Source organism: Variovorax sp. P1_G12 (genome assembly GCF_056405555.1).
Genome location: NZ_JBFUBW010000008.1, coordinates 1 through 17,105 on the forward strand (window position 1 = coordinate 1; position 17,105 = coordinate 17,105).

The 17,105-nt window shown below is 68.2% G+C and carries 16 protein-coding genes; 12 read left to right on the plus strand and 4 right to left on the minus strand.

Annotation, left to right across the window (positions count from 1 at the left end; genetic code table 11):
- From AC1D2O_RS10775 to AC1D2O_RS10805, 7 genes are all read left to right on the plus strand, one after another.
- A partial coding sequence (locus AC1D2O_RS10775) for a CoA-transferase (RefSeq protein ID WP_478156951.1) occupies nt 1–361 on the plus strand: 361 nt, incomplete at its 5' end.
- A gap of 109 nt (nt 362–470) precedes the next feature.
- A complete protein-coding gene (locus AC1D2O_RS10780) occupies nt 471–1,538 on the plus strand; it encodes a type II asparaginase (protein WP_478089989.1) in 1,068 nt (355 codons plus the stop codon).
- A gap of 207 nt (nt 1,539–1,745) precedes the next feature.
- A complete protein-coding gene (glyQ, locus tag AC1D2O_RS10785) occupies nt 1,746–2,651 on the plus strand; it encodes a glycine--tRNA ligase subunit alpha (protein ID WP_478089990.1) in 906 nt (301 codons plus the stop codon).
- A gap of 5 nt (nt 2,652–2,656) precedes the next feature.
- On the plus strand, nt 2,657–4,798 hold the full coding sequence (glyS, locus tag AC1D2O_RS10790; protein WP_478089991.1) for a glycine--tRNA ligase subunit beta: 2,142 nt from the start codon (nt 2,657–2,659) through the stop codon (nt 4,796–4,798).
- An 11-nt stretch (nt 4,799–4,809) separates the two neighbouring features.
- Entirely contained in the window at nt 4,810–5,385 is a 576-nt protein-coding gene (gene gmhB / locus AC1D2O_RS10795) for a D-glycero-beta-D-manno-heptose 1,7-bisphosphate 7-phosphatase (RefSeq protein ID WP_478089992.1), read from the plus strand.
- Nucleotides 5,385–6,149: a lysophospholipid acyltransferase family protein gene (locus AC1D2O_RS10800; RefSeq protein WP_478089993.1), complete on the plus strand. Its 765-nt coding sequence runs from the start codon at nt 5,385–5,387 to the stop codon at nt 6,147–6,149. The genes gmhB and AC1D2O_RS10800 overlap by 1 nt, the downstream gene beginning before the upstream one ends.
- Before the next feature lie 10 nt (nt 6,150–6,159).
- Nucleotides 6,160–7,041 carry a M48 family metallopeptidase gene (locus tag AC1D2O_RS10805; RefSeq protein WP_478089994.1) on the plus strand — a complete coding sequence of 294 codons (882 nt, stop codon included), beginning with the start codon at nt 6,160–6,162 and terminating at the stop codon, nt 7,039–7,041.
- A 207-nt stretch (nt 7,042–7,248) separates the two neighbouring features.
- Here AC1D2O_RS10805 and AC1D2O_RS10810 read toward each other — a convergent pair whose 3' ends face one another.
- The 4 genes from AC1D2O_RS10810 to AC1D2O_RS10825 all read right to left on the minus strand — a co-directional run bounded on the left by AC1D2O_RS10810 (nt 7,249) and on the right by AC1D2O_RS10825 (nt 11,391).
- The gene (locus AC1D2O_RS10810; RefSeq protein WP_478089995.1) at nt 7,249–8,019 is read right to left on the minus strand and encodes an SDR family oxidoreductase; all 771 of its coding nucleotides are present in this window, start codon (nt 8,017–8,019) and stop codon (nt 7,249–7,251) included.
- 98 nt (nt 8,020–8,117) lie between these two features.
- Complete coding sequence (locus AC1D2O_RS10815) at nt 8,118–9,020, minus strand: pseudouridine synthase (RefSeq protein WP_478089996.1); 903 nt, start codon at nt 9,018–9,020, stop codon at nt 8,118–8,120.
- Nucleotides 9,017–10,333 carry a leucine-rich repeat-containing protein kinase family protein gene (locus AC1D2O_RS10820; protein WP_478089997.1) on the minus strand — a complete coding sequence of 439 codons (1,317 nt, stop codon included), beginning with the start codon at nt 10,331–10,333 and terminating at the stop codon, nt 9,017–9,019. Before AC1D2O_RS10820 ends, AC1D2O_RS10815 begins: the two co-directional genes overlap by 4 nt.
- Nucleotides 10,330–11,391 (minus strand): MBL fold metallo-hydrolase, encoded by a 1,062-nt coding sequence (locus AC1D2O_RS10825; RefSeq protein WP_478156953.1) that lies wholly within the window; start codon nt 11,389–11,391, stop codon nt 10,330–10,332. The genes AC1D2O_RS10820 and AC1D2O_RS10825 overlap by 4 nt, the downstream gene beginning before the upstream one ends.
- A gap of 95 nt (nt 11,392–11,486) precedes the next feature.
- Between AC1D2O_RS10825 and AC1D2O_RS10830 the strand changes: the two genes are divergently transcribed.
- The 5 genes from AC1D2O_RS10830 to AC1D2O_RS10850 all read left to right on the plus strand — a co-directional run bounded on the left by AC1D2O_RS10830 (nt 11,487) and on the right by AC1D2O_RS10850 (nt 17,105).
- Nucleotides 11,487–11,882, plus strand: coding sequence for a MerR family transcriptional regulator (locus tag AC1D2O_RS10830; protein ID WP_478090001.1), 396 nt, complete (start codon nt 11,487–11,489; stop codon nt 11,880–11,882).
- 40 nt (nt 11,883–11,922) lie between these two features.
- Entirely contained in the window at nt 11,923–12,639 is a 717-nt protein-coding gene (gene can / locus AC1D2O_RS10835; RefSeq protein WP_478089999.1) for a carbonate dehydratase, read from the plus strand.
- 3 nt (nt 12,640–12,642) lie between these two features.
- Nucleotides 12,643–14,454: a bifunctional isocitrate dehydrogenase kinase/phosphatase gene (gene aceK, locus AC1D2O_RS10840; RefSeq protein WP_478156955.1), complete on the plus strand. Its 1,812-nt coding sequence runs from the start codon at nt 12,643–12,645 to the stop codon at nt 14,452–14,454.
- Nucleotides 14,455–14,626: 172 nt separating this feature from the next.
- Nucleotides 14,627–15,811: an acetyl-CoA C-acyltransferase gene (locus tag AC1D2O_RS10845; protein WP_478156957.1), complete on the plus strand. Its 1,185-nt coding sequence runs from the start codon at nt 14,627–14,629 to the stop codon at nt 15,809–15,811.
- A gap of 46 nt (nt 15,812–15,857) precedes the next feature.
- Nucleotides 15,858–17,105 carry a glutamate carboxypeptidase gene (locus AC1D2O_RS10850; RefSeq protein ID WP_478157051.1) on the plus strand — a complete coding sequence of 416 codons (1,248 nt, stop codon included), beginning with the start codon at nt 15,858–15,860 and terminating at the stop codon, nt 17,103–17,105.

Below are 17,105 nucleotides of genomic sequence, written 5' to 3' on the forward strand. Positions count from 1 at the left end.
CATCTCGAGCCTGACGAACATGATCGTCGCCATGCGCCATGAGCGCCGGCGCTTCGTCGACAAGGTGGATTTCGTCACCAGCCCGGGCTTCCTCGACGGCGGCAGCAGCCGCCGCGACCGCGGCCTGCTGGCCGGCGGCATGTTCCGGGTGGTGACCGACCTGGGCATCTTCGGCTTCGACGACAAGACCAGGCACATGAAGATCGTCGCGCTGCACCCGGGCGTCACCCTGGAGCAGGTGCAGGACAACACCGGCTTCACGCTGCTGCACGACAAGCACATCGCGACCACCGAGGCACCGAGCGTGCGCGAACTGTCGGCACTGCGGCGTCTGGATTCCGACCGGCTCTACATCGCCTGAGCGCAGGCCTTCCTGGCCGGCCCGCGAGGGTGGCTCGCGCGGCGCTTGCCGCGCCGGTGTGCTTTCCGCTAACGTTCCTTTCGTCTCGTCCACATTCGAAGGAGCTGCCATGACCCTCGCCTCTCGAACCCGAGCCTTCGCGGCCGCCGCCGCGCTGCTCGTCGCCGGCGCCCTCGCGCATGCCCAGGGCCTGCCCAACGTGGTGATCCTCGCGACCGGCGGCACCATCGCCGGCGCCGGCGCCACGGCCGCCAACAGCGCCACTTATTCGGCGGCCAAGGTGCCGGTCGACAAGCTGATCGCGGGGCTGCCCGAACTGTCGAAGGTGGCCAACGTCCGTGGCGAGCAGGTGTTCCAGGTCGCTTCCGAAAGCCTGACCAACGACAACCTGCTGGTCCTCGCCAAGCGCGTCTCGGCGCTCTCGAAGCAGGCCGATGTCGACGGCATCGTGATCACGCACGGGACCGACACGATCGAGGAAACCGCCTACTTCCTGACGCTCACGGTGCACACCCCCAAGCCGATCATCGTGGTCGGCTCGATGCGCCCGGGCACCGCGCTGTCGGCCGACGGCGCGCTGAACCTGTACGACGCGGTCAACGTGGCGGCCAGCAGGGATGCCGCCGGCAAGGGCGTGCTCGTGACGATGAACGACGAGATCCATACCGGGCGTGACGTCAACAAGACGGTCAACGTCAAGACCGAGGCATTCAAGAGCCAATGGGGACCGCTCGGGATGATCGTCGAGGGCCGCAACTACTGGTTCCGCCTCCCGGCCAAGCGCCACACGATGCAGTCGGAGTTCGACATCGACAAGATCGATGCATTGCCGCCGGTCGAGATCGCCTATGGCTACCAGAGCGTGCCGCCGACGGCCATCGACGCGCTGGCCAAGAGCGGCATCAAGGCGCTCGTTCATGCCGGCACCGGCAACGGCTCGGTGGCTGATCGCATCGTGCCGGTCCTGCAGAAGTTGCGCGCCGATGGCGTCCTGGTGATCCGCAGCTCGCGGGTGCCGGACGGCTTCGTGATCCGCAATGCCGAGCAGCCGGACGACAAGTACGACTGGGTGGTGGCGCACGACCTGCGGCCGCAGAAGGCGCGGATCCTGGCGATGGTGGCCCTCACCAAGACCAAGGATACGAAGGAACTGCAGCGGATTTTCTGGGAGTATTGACTCGCCCCCCAGGTTGGCTCACTGCGTGTAGCCGCCCACCCCCCTGCCGGGGGGCAATACCGGCGGACCGGCTGAGCCGGATCCGCGGTATTTCCGGAACGCGCCCCGGCTGGCGCGGGGCGGCTCGTGGGGTGCGGTTCTGGCTCTTAAAATGGCCGGTTCGCCGCGTCGGGGGCGTTTCGCTTCCTTGCGGCCACCAGGCTCAACATGCTGACTTTCCAACAAATCATTCTCAAGCTCCAAGCCTACTGGGATGCCCAGGGCTGCGCGCTCCTGCAGCCCTACGACATGGAGGTCGGCGCCGGCACCTCGCACACCGCCACTTTCCTGCGCGCGCTCGGCCCCGAGCCCTGGAAGGCCGCCTACGTGCAGCCGAGCCGCCGTCCCAAGGACGGCCGCTATGGCGAGAACCCGAACCGGCTGCAGCACTACTACCAGTACCAGGTGGTGCTGAAGCCGGCACCGAGCAACATCCTGGAGCTCTACCTGGGCTCGCTCGAGGCGCTCGGCTTCGACCTTAGGAAGAACGACATCCGCTTCGTCGAGGACGACTGGGAGAACCCCACGCTCGGCGCCTGGGGCCTGGGCTGGGAGGTCTGGCTCAACGGGATGGAGGTGACGCAGTTCACCTACTTCCAGCAGGTCGGCGGCATCGACTGCCGCCCGATCACCGGCGAGATCACCTACGGGCTGGAGCGCCTGGCGATGTACCTGCAGGGCGTGGACAACGTCTACAACCTGAAGTGGACCGAGGGCCTGAGCTACGGCGACGTCTTCAAGCAGAACGAGGTCGAGCAGTCGACCTACAACTTCGAGCACAGCGACGCCGAGTTCCTGTTCACGGCCTTCGCCGCGCATGAAAAGCAGGCCAAGGTGCTGATGGAGGCGCAACTCGCGCTGCCGGCCTACGAGCAGGTGCTCAAGGCGGCCCACAGCTTCAACCTGCTGGACGCGCGCGGCGCGATCAGCGTGACCGAGCGCGCGGCCTACATCGGCCGCATCCGCAATCTCGCGCGCAGCGTCGCGCAAAGCTACTACGAGAGCCGCGAGCGGCTCGGATTCCCTATGGCGCCGCGCGAGTGGGTCGCACAGATGACGAAGAAGGCGGCCTGAGCGATATGACCACCAAGAACAACCTGCTCGTCGAACTGTTCGTCGAGGAACTGCCGCCGAAGGCGCTGAAGAAGCTCGGCGACGCCTTTGCCTCGCAACTGCGCGACCAACTGGTCGCCCTGGGCCTGGCGGATGCCGGCTCGGTGCTCACGGCCTATGCCTCGCCGCGGCGGCTGGCCGCCCACCTGACCGACGTGCTGGCGCAGGCCGCCGACAAGGCGGTGTCGCAGAAGCTCATGCCCGTGACGGTGGGCCTCGATGGCGCGGGCCAGGCCACGCCCGCGTTGCTCAAGCGGCTGGCGGCGCTGGGCGCCGATGCCAGCGCGGTGCCGGGGCTGCAGCGCGCGATGGACGGCAAGGCCGAGGCGCTGTTCTTCCAGAGCATCGCCAAGGGCGCAACGCTGGCCGAAGGCCTGCAGAAGGCGCTGGCCGAGGCGATCGCGAAGCTGCCGATCCCCAAGGTCATGAGCTACCAGCTCGAGACGAATTGCGAGCTGCCGGGCTGGAGCAGCGTGAGCTTCGTGCGGCCGGCCCATGGCCTGGTGGCGCTGCACGGCGACGCGATCGTGCCGGTCGGAGCGCTCGGACTCACGGCCGGTCGGCAGACGCATGGCCACCGTTTCGAGGCCGCGGTCGATCCGATCGAACTGCGCGACGCCAACAGCTATGCCGGCCAGATGAGCGAACAGGGCGCCGTCATCCCCGGCTTCGAGGCCCGCCGCCACGAGATCGCGCGGCAGCTCGCCGAAGCGGCCGTGAAGGTCGGTGGCGGCACGCAGGCGATCCATGACGACGCACTGCTGGACGAGGTCACGGCCCTGGTCGAGCGGCCCAACGTGCTGGTGTGCGAGTTCGAGCGCGAGTTCCTCGACGTGCCCCAGGAATGCCTGATCCTCACGATGAAGGCCAACCAGAAGTACTTCCCGCTGCTCGACGCGGCGGGCAAGCTCACCAACAAGTTCCTGGTGGTCAGCAACATCCGCCCCGACGACGCCAGCGCGGTCGTCGGCGGCAACGAGCGCGTGGTGCGCCCGCGGCTGGCCGACGCCAAGTTCTTCTTCGACCAGGACCGCAAGAAGTCGCTGGCCTCGCGGGTCGAGGCGCTGGCCAAGGTGGTCTATCACAACAAGCTCGGCACCCAGGGCGAGCGGGTGCGGCGGGTGATGCAGATCGCCCACCTCATCGGCGAGCAGTTGGGCGCTGCGTCCGGCGACACCAAGCTGGCCGCGCATGCTGTGCAGGCGGCACAACTCGCCAAGGCCGACCTCGTGACGGACATGGTTGGCGAATTCCCCGAGCTGCAAGGCACGATGGGCCGCTACTACGCGCTGCACGACGGGCTCGATGCGACGGTTGCCGATGCCATCGAGGACCATTACAAGCCTCGTTTCGCCGGGGACGCTTTGCCGCGCGACATGGTGGGCGTCGCCGTTGCGCTTGCCGACAAGCTCGAAACGCTGGTCGGCATGTTTGGCATTGGAAACCTGCCCACGGGCGATCGTGACCCGTTCGCGCTGCGGCGTCATGCCCTGGGTGTGGTGCGCATGCTCATCGAGCGTTCGTTGCCGCTGCAGTTCCATGAGCTCACGCGACAGGCGTTCGGTGTCTTTGCGCCGGGCCTTCTGGAGGACCGGAGTGTCGAACTCGATGAGTTCCTCATCGAGCGTCTCAAGAGCTACTTCAAGGACGAAGGCTATTCGGCGGTCGAGATCGACGCGGCCGTCTATGTGCGCAAGCTGGGGGCGTGGGCGACGATCCCGAGGCGTCTCGACGCTGTCCGCACCTTCGCCGCGCTGCCCGAGGCGCCCGCGCTGGCCGCGGCCAACAAGCGCATCGGCAACATCCTCAAGAAATCGCCCGAGGCCGATGCGCACGTCAGCGAGCTGCTGCTGCAGGAGCCGGCCGAGAAGGCGCTGCATGCCGCGATGCGGCAGGTGGTGCCGGTCGCGGACGCGCAGTTCGACAAGGGCGACTACACCGCCTCGCTGCAGACGCTGGCCGCGCTGCGCGAGCCGGTCGATGCCTTCTTCGACGGCGTGATGGTCAATGCCGAGCAGGCCGACCTGCGTCTCAACCGCCTCGGGCTGCTGATGCTGCTGCACGCCGCGATGAACCGGGTGGCGCAGCTCGAACGGCTGGCCGCCTGAAAAGAGACACCATGAAACTCGTCATCCTCGACCGCAACGGCACGCTCAACGCGCACCGCGAGGACTTCGTCAAGAGCGACATCGAGTGGACGCCGCTGCCGGGCGCGCTGGAGGCCGTGGCGCGGCTCAACCATGCGGGCTGGCACGTGGTCATCGCCTCGAACCAGTCGGGCCTCGGGCGCGGGCTGTTCGATGTCGTCTCGCTCAATGCGATGCACGCCAAGATGCACAAGATGCTGGCGGCCGTGGGTGGCCGGGTGGATGCCGTGTTCTATTGCCCGCACAGCCCCGACGAGGGCTGCGACTGCCGCAAGCCCAAGCCCGGCCTGTTCCTGCAGATCGGCGAGCGCTACGGCGTCGATCTGTCCCACGTGCCGACCGCGGGCGACAGCCTGCGCGACCTGCAGGCCGGCGCGGCCGCGGGCTGCGAGCCGCACCTGCTGCTGACCGGCATGGGCCAGGCTCTGCGCGGCGTGCCGCTGCCCCCCGAGTACCCGCCGAACACCCAGGTCCACGAGGACCTCGCGGCCTTTGTCGATTTCCTGCTGGAGCGTGAAGAGCGCGCCACGCTGAAAGTAGCTGTCTGATGGATTTCGTCCGTTCCGTCATCCACGCGCTGTGGATGCTCGTCACCGTGATCCCGTGGGGGATCATCATGTGCGTCAGCTCGCTCTGGAAGCGCGGCATCCCGCTGTACTGGATGGCCGCGACCTGGCTCGGTTGGGCCATCGGCGGCGCACGGGTGCTGCTCGGCATCCGCACCCGCGTCTCCGGCATGGAGAACCTGCCGACCGACAAGCTCGCGGGTTGCGTGCTGCTGGTGAAGCACCAGTCGACTTACGAGACCTTCCTGATGCCCACGCTGATGCCGCATCCGCTGGCCTACGTGTTCAAGAAGGAACTGATCTACGTGCCGTTCTTCGGCTGGGCCATGGCCCGCCTCGACATGATCCACATCGATCGCAGCCAGAAGACGCAGGCCTTCAACAAGGTCGTGGCGCAGGGCCGCAAGCTGCTCGAACAGGGCATCTGGATCATCATGTTTCCCGAAGGCACGCGCATCCCGCGCGGCCAGAAGGGCAACTACAAGAACGGCGGCTCGCGGCTCGCCTGCGAGACCGGCGTGCCGGTGGTCCCGATCGCCGTGACTTCGGCCAAGGTCTGGCCGCGCAAGGCCTTCATCAAGCGCCCGGGCGTGGTCGACGTCTCGATCGGGCCGGCCATTTCGAGTGTCGGCCGCAAGCCCGACGAGCTGATGCGCGAGGTCGAGGCGTGGATCGAGGCCGAGATGCGCCGGCTCGATCCCGAGGCCTATGCGCCGGCCGCCGCCGCCGCATCCACCGCTGCCTGAGATCCCGACCATGCGCGGCCTGTTGCAGTTCACGCTCGATCTGTTCGACGCGCCTGCGGCCGAGCCGAGTCCGCCGCCGACCGAGGGACCGCGCGTGCCGGCGATCCCGCTGGCCGACGCGCTGAGTCCGGCGAGCTTCATCCACCCGCGTGCCACGCGCGAGATCCTGCTGGCCGACGCCCGCGTGGCCTACGAGTTCACGCGCGGCAAGCGCCGCACCATCGGCTTCGTGGTCGGGGCCGAAGGCCTGTCGGTGCGGGCGCCGCGCTGGGTGGCGCTGCGCGACGTCGATGCCGCGGTGAAGGAGAAGGGCGACTGGATCCTGCGCAAGCTGGCCGAGACGCAGCAGCGCCACGCGCGGCTGGAGTCGGCGCGCATCGAGTGGGCGGACGGTGTCGTCTTTCCTTTCCTCGGCCAGCAGGTGAGCGTGCGGCTCGATCCGCATCACGCCTTCGATGGCGTCGGCGCGGTGCTCGACGCCGGTGCCGGCCACGGCGGCGAGGCTCCTGTCCTGCGCCTGGCGCTGGCGAGGAACGCGAGCGCAGCGCAGATCCGCGATGCCGCCCAGGCCTGGCTGATGCGCCAGGCGCGCCGCATCTTCATCGAGCGGCTCGACCATTTCGCGCCGCGCCTGGGCGTCGCCTGGCACAAGCTGTCGCTGTCGAACGCCTCCACGCGCTGGGGCAGCGCCAGCGCCGACGGCGCCATTCGCCTGCACTGGCGACTGGTGCACTTCCGGATGTCGGTGATCGACTATGTGGTCGCCCACGAACTGAGCCACCTGCGCGTGATGGACCACAGCCCGCGCTTCTGGGAGACCGTGGAAAGCGTGCTGCCCGACTACCAGCAGTTGCGCAGGCAGCTCAAGGACGAGCCGGTGCCGCGCTGGTAGATGCGCTCAGGCCGGCGCCGGGCCGCCCCAAGGCGGCCTGCGGCCCCCTCGGGGGGCAGCGACACACGAAGTGAGGAGCGTGGGGGCCATCCAGGCCGGCGCCGGGCCGCCAGCGCGGCGAAGTCCGCGCTTCGCGCAGACGGGCGGCCTGCTGACTCCCCCTCGGGGGGCAGCGACCCACACGAAGTGGGGGAGCGTGGGGGTCTGCTACCTCGCGTGCGTCACGCCGCCGTCGACCACCAGCGTCGAGCCCATCACGTAGTCGCCAGCGCGCGAAGCCAGGTAGATCGCGGCGCCTGCCATGTCTTCCGGCGCGCCGATGCGGCCGGCCGGGATGCGCTCTTTCACCTCTTCGCCGTGATCGCGCGCGTCCTTGTTCATGTCGGACGCGAAGGCGCCCGGCGCGATCGCGCTGACCACGATGCGGTCCTGCGCGAGCCGCAGCGCCATCCGGCGCGTCAGCTGGATCAGCCCGGCCTTGCTCGCCGCGTACGAATAGGTTTCCTGCGGATTGACCGAGATGCCGTCGATCGAGGCGATGTTGATGACCTTGGCCAGGTGGTCGGTGGCCGCCTTCCGGAGCATCGGCGTCAGCGCCTGGGTCAGGAAGAAGGGCGTCTTGAGGTTCAGGTCGACCACCTTGTCCCAGCCGCTTTCGGGGAACTCGTCATAGGGGGCGCCCCAGGCTGCGCCGGCGTTGTTGACCAGGATGTCGAGCGCGCCTTCGTGCTTCGCATAGGCGTCGACCAGCCCCTGCGCGCCCTGCAGCGTGGAGACGTCGGCCGGCAGCGAGACGCAGTGGCCGAAGGCCGAAAGCTCCTTCGCGGTCTGGTCGCAGGCCGCGGCCTTGCGCGCCGAGATGTAGACGCGGGCGCCCTGCGCCAGAAAGCCCTCGGCGATCATGCGGCCGATGCCGCGCGAGCCGCCGGTGATGAGTGCGGTGCGCCCTTCGAGCGAGAAGAGTCGGGTGGTGTCCATGCGGTGTGTCTCCTGGGTATGCGGTGCGTTTCGCCGGCCGAGCGGCTTGCCGGAGCTTAGTGCGCAGGGCCGCCGGACGGCGTCACCTTGGTGCCAGCTCAGGCCATTGGCCAGGCCAGGGAGCGCAGGCTCGCAAAGCGCCGTTCGGCGCCGGTCAGCGGATCCAGGAAGGCGACTTCGCGGGCCAGCAGCTGCAGCGGGCGGTCGAAGTCGTCGCTGCCTTCGGGCAGGAGCGCCGGGTAGATCGCGTCGTTCCGGATCGGCATGCCGAGCGCGGCGCAATGCACCCGCAGCTGGTGCCGGCGGCCGGTGACCGGCGACAGGCCCAGCCGCGCCCAGCCGTCGTGCGCTTCCAGCAGCTCGAAGTGCGTCTCGGCGTTGGGCTCGCCGGCGACCTCGGTCATGCGCATGAAATGGTCGTCGGGCGCGAGCCGGCTGCGGCGCGTGGCCGGCAGCGCGCCGCCGGGCTGCCAGGGAACGATCGCCTCGTAGCGCTTGTGGATGGCGCGATCGGCGAACAGCGCGCTGTAGGGGCCACGGCTGGCCGGCAACACCGAGAACAGCACGATGCCCGCGGTTTCGCGGTCGATCCGGTGCAGCGGCGCCAGGTGTTCGAGGCCCAGCTTGCGCTTGAGGCGCACCAGCAGGCTCTGCTGCACGTACTTGCCGACCGGCGTGACCGGCAGGAAGTGCGGCTTGTCGACCACCAGCAGGTGCGCGTCGCGGTACAGGACCTGTTCGTCGAACGGGACGACGGGCTCCGAGTCGAGCGCACGGTAGTAGTAGACCCGCAGCCGCGGCTGGTAAGGCCGCGTGCGGGTGACGCGCACGCCATGCTCGTCGACCACGTCGCCGGCCTCGATGCGGGCCTCCCAGGTCGCGCGCGGAATCGCCGCGAAGCGCTGCACCAGGAACTCCGCGATCGTGGGCCAGTCGCCGACGGGCAGTGCGGCGCAGCTCGGGCCGACGCCGTCTCGCACGGGCAGCGGCAGGGCGTTCATTGCGCAGCCAGCGCGGCGGCGATCTCGGCGAACAGCGGGCGCGCGGCGGGGTCGTCGTCGAGACAGCGCGACCGGATGCCGGCCAGCAATGCCTGCGTGGCCGCATCGGCCGGGGCACAGCGATCGAGCAGTTCTTCGATCAGGCAACCAAAGGCGCGGGACTCGATGCGCTGCAGTGCCCGCGACTGCGCGGCATCGTCGCGCGGCAGGAACGAAGCCGCTCCGAAGTCGCCGAGCAGGCCGTCGCCCTGGCCGTTCCAGAGGATGTTGTGGCCGTAGAGATCGCCGTGGAGGATGCCGCGCGCGTGCAGACGGGCGACGGCCGAGGCGATACCCCGGGCCATGCGCAGCGCGGTATCCGGCGGCCAGCGGGCGTCGTCGGCATAGACGTCGCGCGTGCAGGATTGCAGGCTCGGCGGCCCGGCCAGGTTGCGGAAGGTCGTGTCGACCAATTCGAGCACCAGGCCGGCGCTCGCTGCCGGATGGTTCTCGATCCGCCCCAGCACCGGGATCAGGCCGGGATGCGTTCCGGCCGCGATGCAGGCCGCCATCTCGCTGTGCGGCCAGCCGTCGCTGGTCACGGCGCCCTTGAACAGCTTCACCGCGACCGGCCGAGGGCGGCCGTCCGGCTGCAGCCAGTCGGCCTGGTGGATCACGCCGGAGGCGCCTTCTCCGAGTTGCTGCTTCAGCGAGAGCCGATGCCAGTCGATGGTCGGCGTCGGCTGGGCATCCATCGCCTGCGCTTCGGCTGCTTCGTCGAGGGGATTGCCCGCGAAGGCGAGCCACGACAGGCGCGGCAGCGACAGGAGCCAGCCCGGCAGCGCCTCGAAGCGATTCGCCGAGATGCGCAGCAGTTCGAGCGCGCGGCAGGCGGCCATCGACTCCGGCAGTGCCCGCAGCCGGTTGCCCGCGAGCATCAGCTTCTGCAGCCGCGTACGCTGGCCGAGCGCGTCCGGCAGCGCGTCGATCCGGTTGTCCGTGAGGATCAGCCAGCGCAGCGCAGGCGGCAACGCGGACGCGGGCACCCGCTCGATGCGGTTGGCCTTGAAGGCGACCATCTCGAGCCGGCCGCATCGCCCGACCGCCTCGGGCAACTCGGTGAACTGGTTGTCGGAGCAAAAGAGCACGCGCAGGCGGTGCAGCCGGTGCAGGTCGTCCGGCAGGGCGCTCAGCGCATTGCCCGAAAGATTGAGCACCTCGAGCGAGTCCGCCAGATCGAAGATCTCGCGCGGAAACTCGCTCAGACCGGCAGACAGGTCGAGCCGCTGCGCTCCGGCCAGTTCGCCCGCGCGCAGGCGGCTCAATGTCGTCACGAGAAGGCGCCGAACCGGTAGATGCCGTCCTCGCCCAGCCGGCGCTGTATCTGCCCCGAGAACCACAGCAGGTGCAGGTGGGCCACGGTCTCGCCCATCGCGAAGGTCATCTGGTGCAGGTCGAGCTCGCGCTTGAACAGGATCGGCAGGCCCTCGACCGCGCTGTGCGGCCGCGCGGTGCAGGCCTCCAGCAGTTCGGCCAGGCGGTCGCGATGGTGCTCCTTGAGCTGCTCGACACGGCGGTGGATGCCGGTGAACGGCTTGCCGTGCGAGGGCAGGCCCAGCGCGTCGACCGGCAGCGCCTTGAAGCGCTCGATGCTGTCGAGGAAGAGACGCAGCGAATTGGCCTCGGGCTCGCCGGCATGCACGCTCACGTTGGTCGAGATGCGCGGCAGCATCATGTCGCCGCCCAGCAGCGCGTTGACTTCCTCGCAGTACAGCGCGATGTGTTCCGGCGCGTGGCCGTAGCCGCTGATGCAGCGCCAGCCGCGGCCGCCGATGTCGACCGTGTCGCCGTCCATCATGCGCACGAAGTTCGCGGGCACCGAGGGCACCATGTTGGCGTAGTAGCTGGTGCGCGACCGGATCTTGGCGACCGACTCGGCGTCGGTGAGCCCGTGCGAGGCGAAGAAGTCGGCCGCCGCGTCGCCGCCGGCCAGCGTGTCGCCGGCGGAGGTGAGCACGCGCGCCACGTGGTAGTCGGTCGAGCTGATCCACAGCGGCGCCTTCCAGCGATCGCACAGCCAGTGCGCGAGGCCGATGTGGTCGGGGTGCATGTGGGTCACGATGACGCGCAGGATCGGCAGCCCCTGCAGCTGCGTCTCGAAGATCTGCTCCCACTGCGCGCGCGCGGCATCGTGCGCGATGCAGCAGTCGACCACGGTCCAGCCCTCGACGCCGTCGAGGGTGTCGCGCAGCAGCCAGAGGTTGATGTGGTCGAGCGCGAAGGGCAGCGCCATGCGGATCCAGCGGACGCCGGGCGCCACTTCGAGGGTCTCGCCGGGGGCCGGCAGGGTGTCGCCGAGGGGGTAGTGGAGTTCGCGTTCGAGGATGTTCATGTACGATTGACGTTAACGTAAACGTCATGGCTTTGACCCATCATTGTATGCAGAGCCGCTCGAACCTGCTGTCGCACACGCTTTCCGGCCCCCACATGCCTTCGCAGACCTTCACCATCGGCGAGCTCGCCAAGGAGTTCGACCTCACCACGCGGGCGATCCGCTTCTATGAGGACATGGGATTGCTGGCGCCGCGTCGCGACGGGCTGCAGCGCATCTACACCTCGCGCGACCGCGCCCGCCTCACGCTCACGCTGCGCGCCAAGCGGCTCGGCCTGAAGCTGACCGAGGCCCGCGAGATACTCGACATGTACGACAGTCCGCGCGACACCGCGGTGCAGCTCGAGCGCTTTCTGGGCGTGCTCGGCGGGCACCGCGAGCAGCTCGAAAGCCAGCTGGTCGAGCTGCAGGCCAACCTGGCGGAAGTCCGCGCCCAGGAAAAGAAGGCGCGCGCCGCGCTGGCGCGCACCGCGAAGCCGAAGACGCGCTGAGCGACCGCTCCAGCACCCCACCACACACCACCGACGACACATGGACAACACACCCGACCCCCTCGAGGACCTTTTCGCCCACAACCGCGCCTGGTCGGCACGCATGGAGCGCGATCGCCCCGGCTTCTTCACCAGCCTGGTGAAGCAGCAGACGCCCAAGTACATGTGGATCGGCTGCTCCGACAGCCGGGTGCCCGCGAACCAGATCACCGGCCTCGAGCCGGGCGAGGTCTTCGTGCATCGCAACGTGGCCAACATCGTGGTGCACTCCGACCTCAACGCGCTGTCGGCCATCCAGTTCGCCGTCGAGCGGCTCAAGGTGCGGCACATCATGGTGGTCGGCCACTACGGCTGCTCGGGCGTGCAGGCGGCGCTCGAGGGCGCGCGCATCGGTATCGCCGACAACTGGATCCGCCACATCCAGGACGTGCGCGACCGGCACCGCGTGATGCTCGAAAGCCTGCCCGAAGCCGTGCGCGCCGATGCGCTGTGCGAGCTCAACGTGGCCGAGCAGGTCGTCAACGTCAGCGTCAGCACGGTGATGGTCGACGCCTGGAGCCGCGGCCAGGAGGTGACCATCCATGGCTGGGCCTTCGGCGTCAACGACGGCCTGCTGCAGGACCTGGGCATGACCATCGACGGCTCCAAGCCGCTCGAGACGCAGTACCGCGCCGCGGTGCAGCGAATCCGCTACAAGTGGAGCAAGCCGTCGGAGAGCACCCCCAGCCTGCCGGATGCGATCGGCCTGGCCGACTGAACCATGTTTCCGCAGCGCCTCGATTCGCCGCTCGCCTATGACATCGCGCGTGCGATGCGCGACGGCTTCGATCGGCACTACCGGCTCTTCCGGGCCGAGTCGGCGCGCGCCAAGCATCGCTTCGAGACCGCCGACTGGCATGGCCAGCAGCGCGCGCAGCGCGAGCGCATCGAGTTCTACGACCTGCGGGTCAGCGAGGCGGTGGCCCGGCTCGAGAAGGAGTTCAAGGCCGGCGAGCAGCCGATGGACGTCTGGCACCAGATCAAGCTGCACTTCATCGGCCTCCTGGTCGACCACCACCAGCCGGAACTGGCCGAGAGCTTCTTCAACTCGGTCACCACCAAGATCCTGCACCGCGCCTACTTCCAGAACGACTTCATCTTCGTGCGGCCGGCGATCAGCACCGAATACATCGAGCCGCGCGACGCGCCCACCTACCGCGCCTACTACCCGGAGCGCGAAACGCTGGCCGACACGGTCGAGCGGATGCTCGAGGACTACGCGCTGCAGGGCGGCTATGCCGACCGCCGCCGCGATGCCGAGCGGGTGGCGGCCGCGATCCTCGGGCGCTTCCACCAGATCAAGCTGCGCGCCAACTTCCAGCTGCAGGTGCTGTCGGGCCTGTTCTACCGCAACAAGGGCGCCTATGTGGTCGGCAAGGTCAACAACGGCTTCGTCGAGCTGCCGTTCGCGCTGCCGATCCTGCACGACGCCGCGGGCAAGTTCTATGTCGACGCGGCGCTGTTCGGCGAGGACGATCTGCAGATGCTGTTCAGCTTCGCGCGCGCCTACTTCATGGTCGACATGGAGGTGCCGTCGGCCTATGTTCAGTTCCTGCGCTCGCTGATGCCGCGCAAGCCGCGGGCCGAGATTTACAACGCGCTCGGGCTCGCCAAGCAGGGCAAGACGCTGTTCTACCGCGACTTCCTGTACCACCTGATCTACTCGACCGACAAGTTCCGCATCGCGCCGGGCATCAAGGGCATGGTGATGCTGGTGTTCGACCTGCCGTCGTTCCCCTACGTGTTCAAGGTCATCAAGGACTTCTATCCACCGCAGAAGGAGACGACGCGCGAGCAGATCAAGAGCAAGTACATGCTGGTGAAGCAGCACGACCGCGTGGGCCGGATGGCCGACACGCTCGAGTACAGCGATGTCGGTTTTCCGCTCGACCGCTTCGAACCCGAGCTGATCGAGGAGATCCGCAAGTTCGCCCCGAGCCAGCTCGAGATCGGCGACCGCGACGGCAACGGGGAGATGGAGGTGGTGGTCAAGCACGTCTATATCGAGCGCCGCATGATCCCGCTGAACATCTTCCTGCAGGAGTCCTTCGACCTGCTCGAGCAGCCCGAGCATGCCAAGCGGGCGGGCAAGCAGCTGGAGCACGCGGTGATCGAGTACGGCAATGCGATCAAGGACATGGTGGCGGCGAACATCTTCCCGGGCGACATGCTGTGGAAGAACTTCGGCGTCACGCGCGGCGGCAAGGTGGTGTTCTACGACTATGACGAGATCGAATACCTCACCGACTGCAATTTCCGCAAGGTGCCGACGCCGCGCAACGAGGAGGACGAGATGAGCGGCGAGGTCTGGTATTCGGTCGGCCCGAAGGACGTCTTCCCCGAGACCTTCGAGCCCTTCCTGCTGGGCAACCCCGCGGTGCGCGAGGCCTTCATGGCCCACCACGCCGACCTGCTCGACGCCGCCTTCTGGCAGAGCCACAAGCAGCGGATCCAGGCCGGGCAAATGCTCGATGTGTTTCCTTACGATGAAGCGCAGCGCTTCAAGCACGACGGCCACGCGCCGTATTTTTAGCTCGCCCCCAGGTTGGGCTCACTTCGTGTAGCCCGCCCACCCCCGGCCGGGGGCAACACCGGCGGCCCGGCGAAGCCGGATCCGCGGTGTTTCTGGCCTGGGGCGCCAGTCGCAAGGGGCGTGAGACCTGCGAGGATTTTTGTATGAACTGTCTGTTTAAGGAGCAATTCAAATGAGCGAATCGATCGTGATCGTCGGCGCCGCCCGCACCCCGATGGGCGGCTTCCAGGGCGACTTTTCTTCCCTCTCGGCGCACGACCTGGGCGGCGTCGCCATCAAGGCGGCCGTCGAGCGCGCAGGGATCCCCGCCGACAGCGTCGGCGAGGTGCTGTTCGGCAACTGCCTGATGGCCGGCCAGGGTCAGGCGCCGGCGCGCCAGGCGGCCTACAAGGGCGGCCTGCCCGACAGCGCGGGCGCAGTCACGCTCAGCAAGATGTGCGGCTCGGCCATGAAGGCCGCGATGCTGGCGCACGACATGCTGCTGGCGGGCACGCACGAGGTGATGGTGGCCGGCGGCATGGAGAGCATGACCAACGCCCCCTACCTGATGCTCAAGGGCCGCGGCGGCTACCGCATGGGCCACGACCGCATCTTCGACCACATGATGCTCGACGGCCTCGAGGACGCCTACCAGCCGGGCCGCTCGATGGGCACCTTCGGCGAGGACTGCGCCGCCAAGTACAAGTTCACGCGCGAACAGCAGGACGCCTTCGCGATCGCCAGCGTCGAGCGCGCCAAGGCCGCGACCTCGTCGGGTGCCTTCAAGGCCGAGATCGCGGCGGTCACGGTCAAGGGCCGCGGCGGCGACACCGTGATCGAGATCGACGAAGGCCCGGGCAAGGTCAAGCTCGACAAGATCCCGACGCTCAAGCCGGCGTTCAAGAAGGACGGCGGCACCATCACCGCGGCATCGAGCTCGTCGATCAACGACGGCGCCGCGGCGCTGGTCATGATGACCGAGGGCAGCGCGAAGAAGTACGGTGCGAAGCCGATCGCCCGCATCGTCGCCCATGCCACCCACGCGCAGCAGCCCGAGTGGTTCTCCACCGCGCCGGTGGGCGCGGTCGCCAAGCTGTTCAAGAAGACCGGCTGGACCGTGAAGGACGTCGACCTCTGGGAAGTCAACGAAGCCTTCGCCGTGGTGCCGATGGCGCTGATGCACGAGCTCTCGGTGTCGCACGACATCGTCAACGTGCATGGCGGCGCCTGCGCGCTGGGCCATCCGATCGGCGCCAGCGGCGCGCGCATCATGGTCACGCTGATCCATGCGCTGCAGCAGCGCGGCAAGAAGCGCGGCGTTGCGACGCTGTGCATCGGCGGCGGCGAAGGCACGGCGGTGGCGATCGAGCTGCTGTGAGGCGCTGCCTAGAATCGAAATATTGTCCCCATTGGAGTTGTCTTTGATTCATTCGGCTTTCCCCCGCAGCGCGCTGGCCGCGCTGCTCGCCACCGCTTTCATGGCACCCGCCGCCTGGAGCCAGACGCGCGACCAGGCCCTGTTCGCCGCCGCTACCGCCGAGAAGCCCGCCGTCATCAAGACGCTCGAGGCGCTGGTCAACATCGAGACTGGCACCGGCGACGCCGAGGGCCTCGCGTCGGCCGGCAACTACCTCGAGGCGCAGCTCAAGTCGCTGGGCTTCACGGTCACGCGCAGCAAGTCGGCCGGCCTCGTGGTCGGCGACAACATCGTCGGCACGCTCAAGGGCAAGGGCGGCAAGAACCTGCTCCTGCTCTCGCACATGGACACCGTCTACCTCAAGGGCATCCTCGCCAAGGCGCCGTTCAAGGTCGAGGGCGACAAGGCTTACGGCCCCGGCATCGCCGACGACAAGGGCGGCAACGCGGTCATCCTGCATGCGCTCAAGCTGCTCAAGGCGCGCGGCTTCGAGGACTTCGGCAGCATCACGGTGCTGTTCAACACCGACGAGGAAAAGGGCTCCTTCGGCTCGCGCGACCTGATCCAGGAAGAGGCGGCCAAGGCCGACTACGTGCTCTCGTTCGAGCCGACCGGCGCCGGCAAGGAAGACCTGTCGCTGGGCACTTCGGGCATCGCCTACGTGCAGGTCAACATCACGGGCAAGGCCTCGCATGCGGGCGCCGCACCCGAGCTCGGCGTGAATGCCCTGGTCGAGGCGTCCGACCTGGTGCTGCGCACCATGGACATCGACGACAAGGCCAAGGGGCTGCGCTTCAACTGGACCATCGCCAAGGCCGGCGCGGTCTCCAACATCATTCCGGCCAGCGCCACGCTGAACGCCGATGTGCGCTATGCGAAGAACGAGGACTTCGAGGCCGCGATGAAGACGCTCGAGGCCAAGGCCCAGCAGAAGAAGCTGCCCGACGCCGAGGTCAAGGTGCTCATCACGCGCGGGCGTCCGGCCTTCAACGCGGGCGAGGGTGGCCGCAAGCTGGTCGACAAGGCCGTGGCCTACTACAAGGAAGCCGGCGGCGAACTCGGCATCGTCGAACGCACCGGCGGCGGCACCGATGCGGCCTACGCCGCGCTGGCGGGCAAGCCGGTCATCGAGAGCCTGGGCCTGCCCGGCTTCGGCTATCACAGCGACAAGGCCGAGTACGTCGACACCAGCGCGATCCCGCGCCGCCTCTACATGGCCAGCAAGCTGATCATGGACCTCGGTCAATCGAAGTAA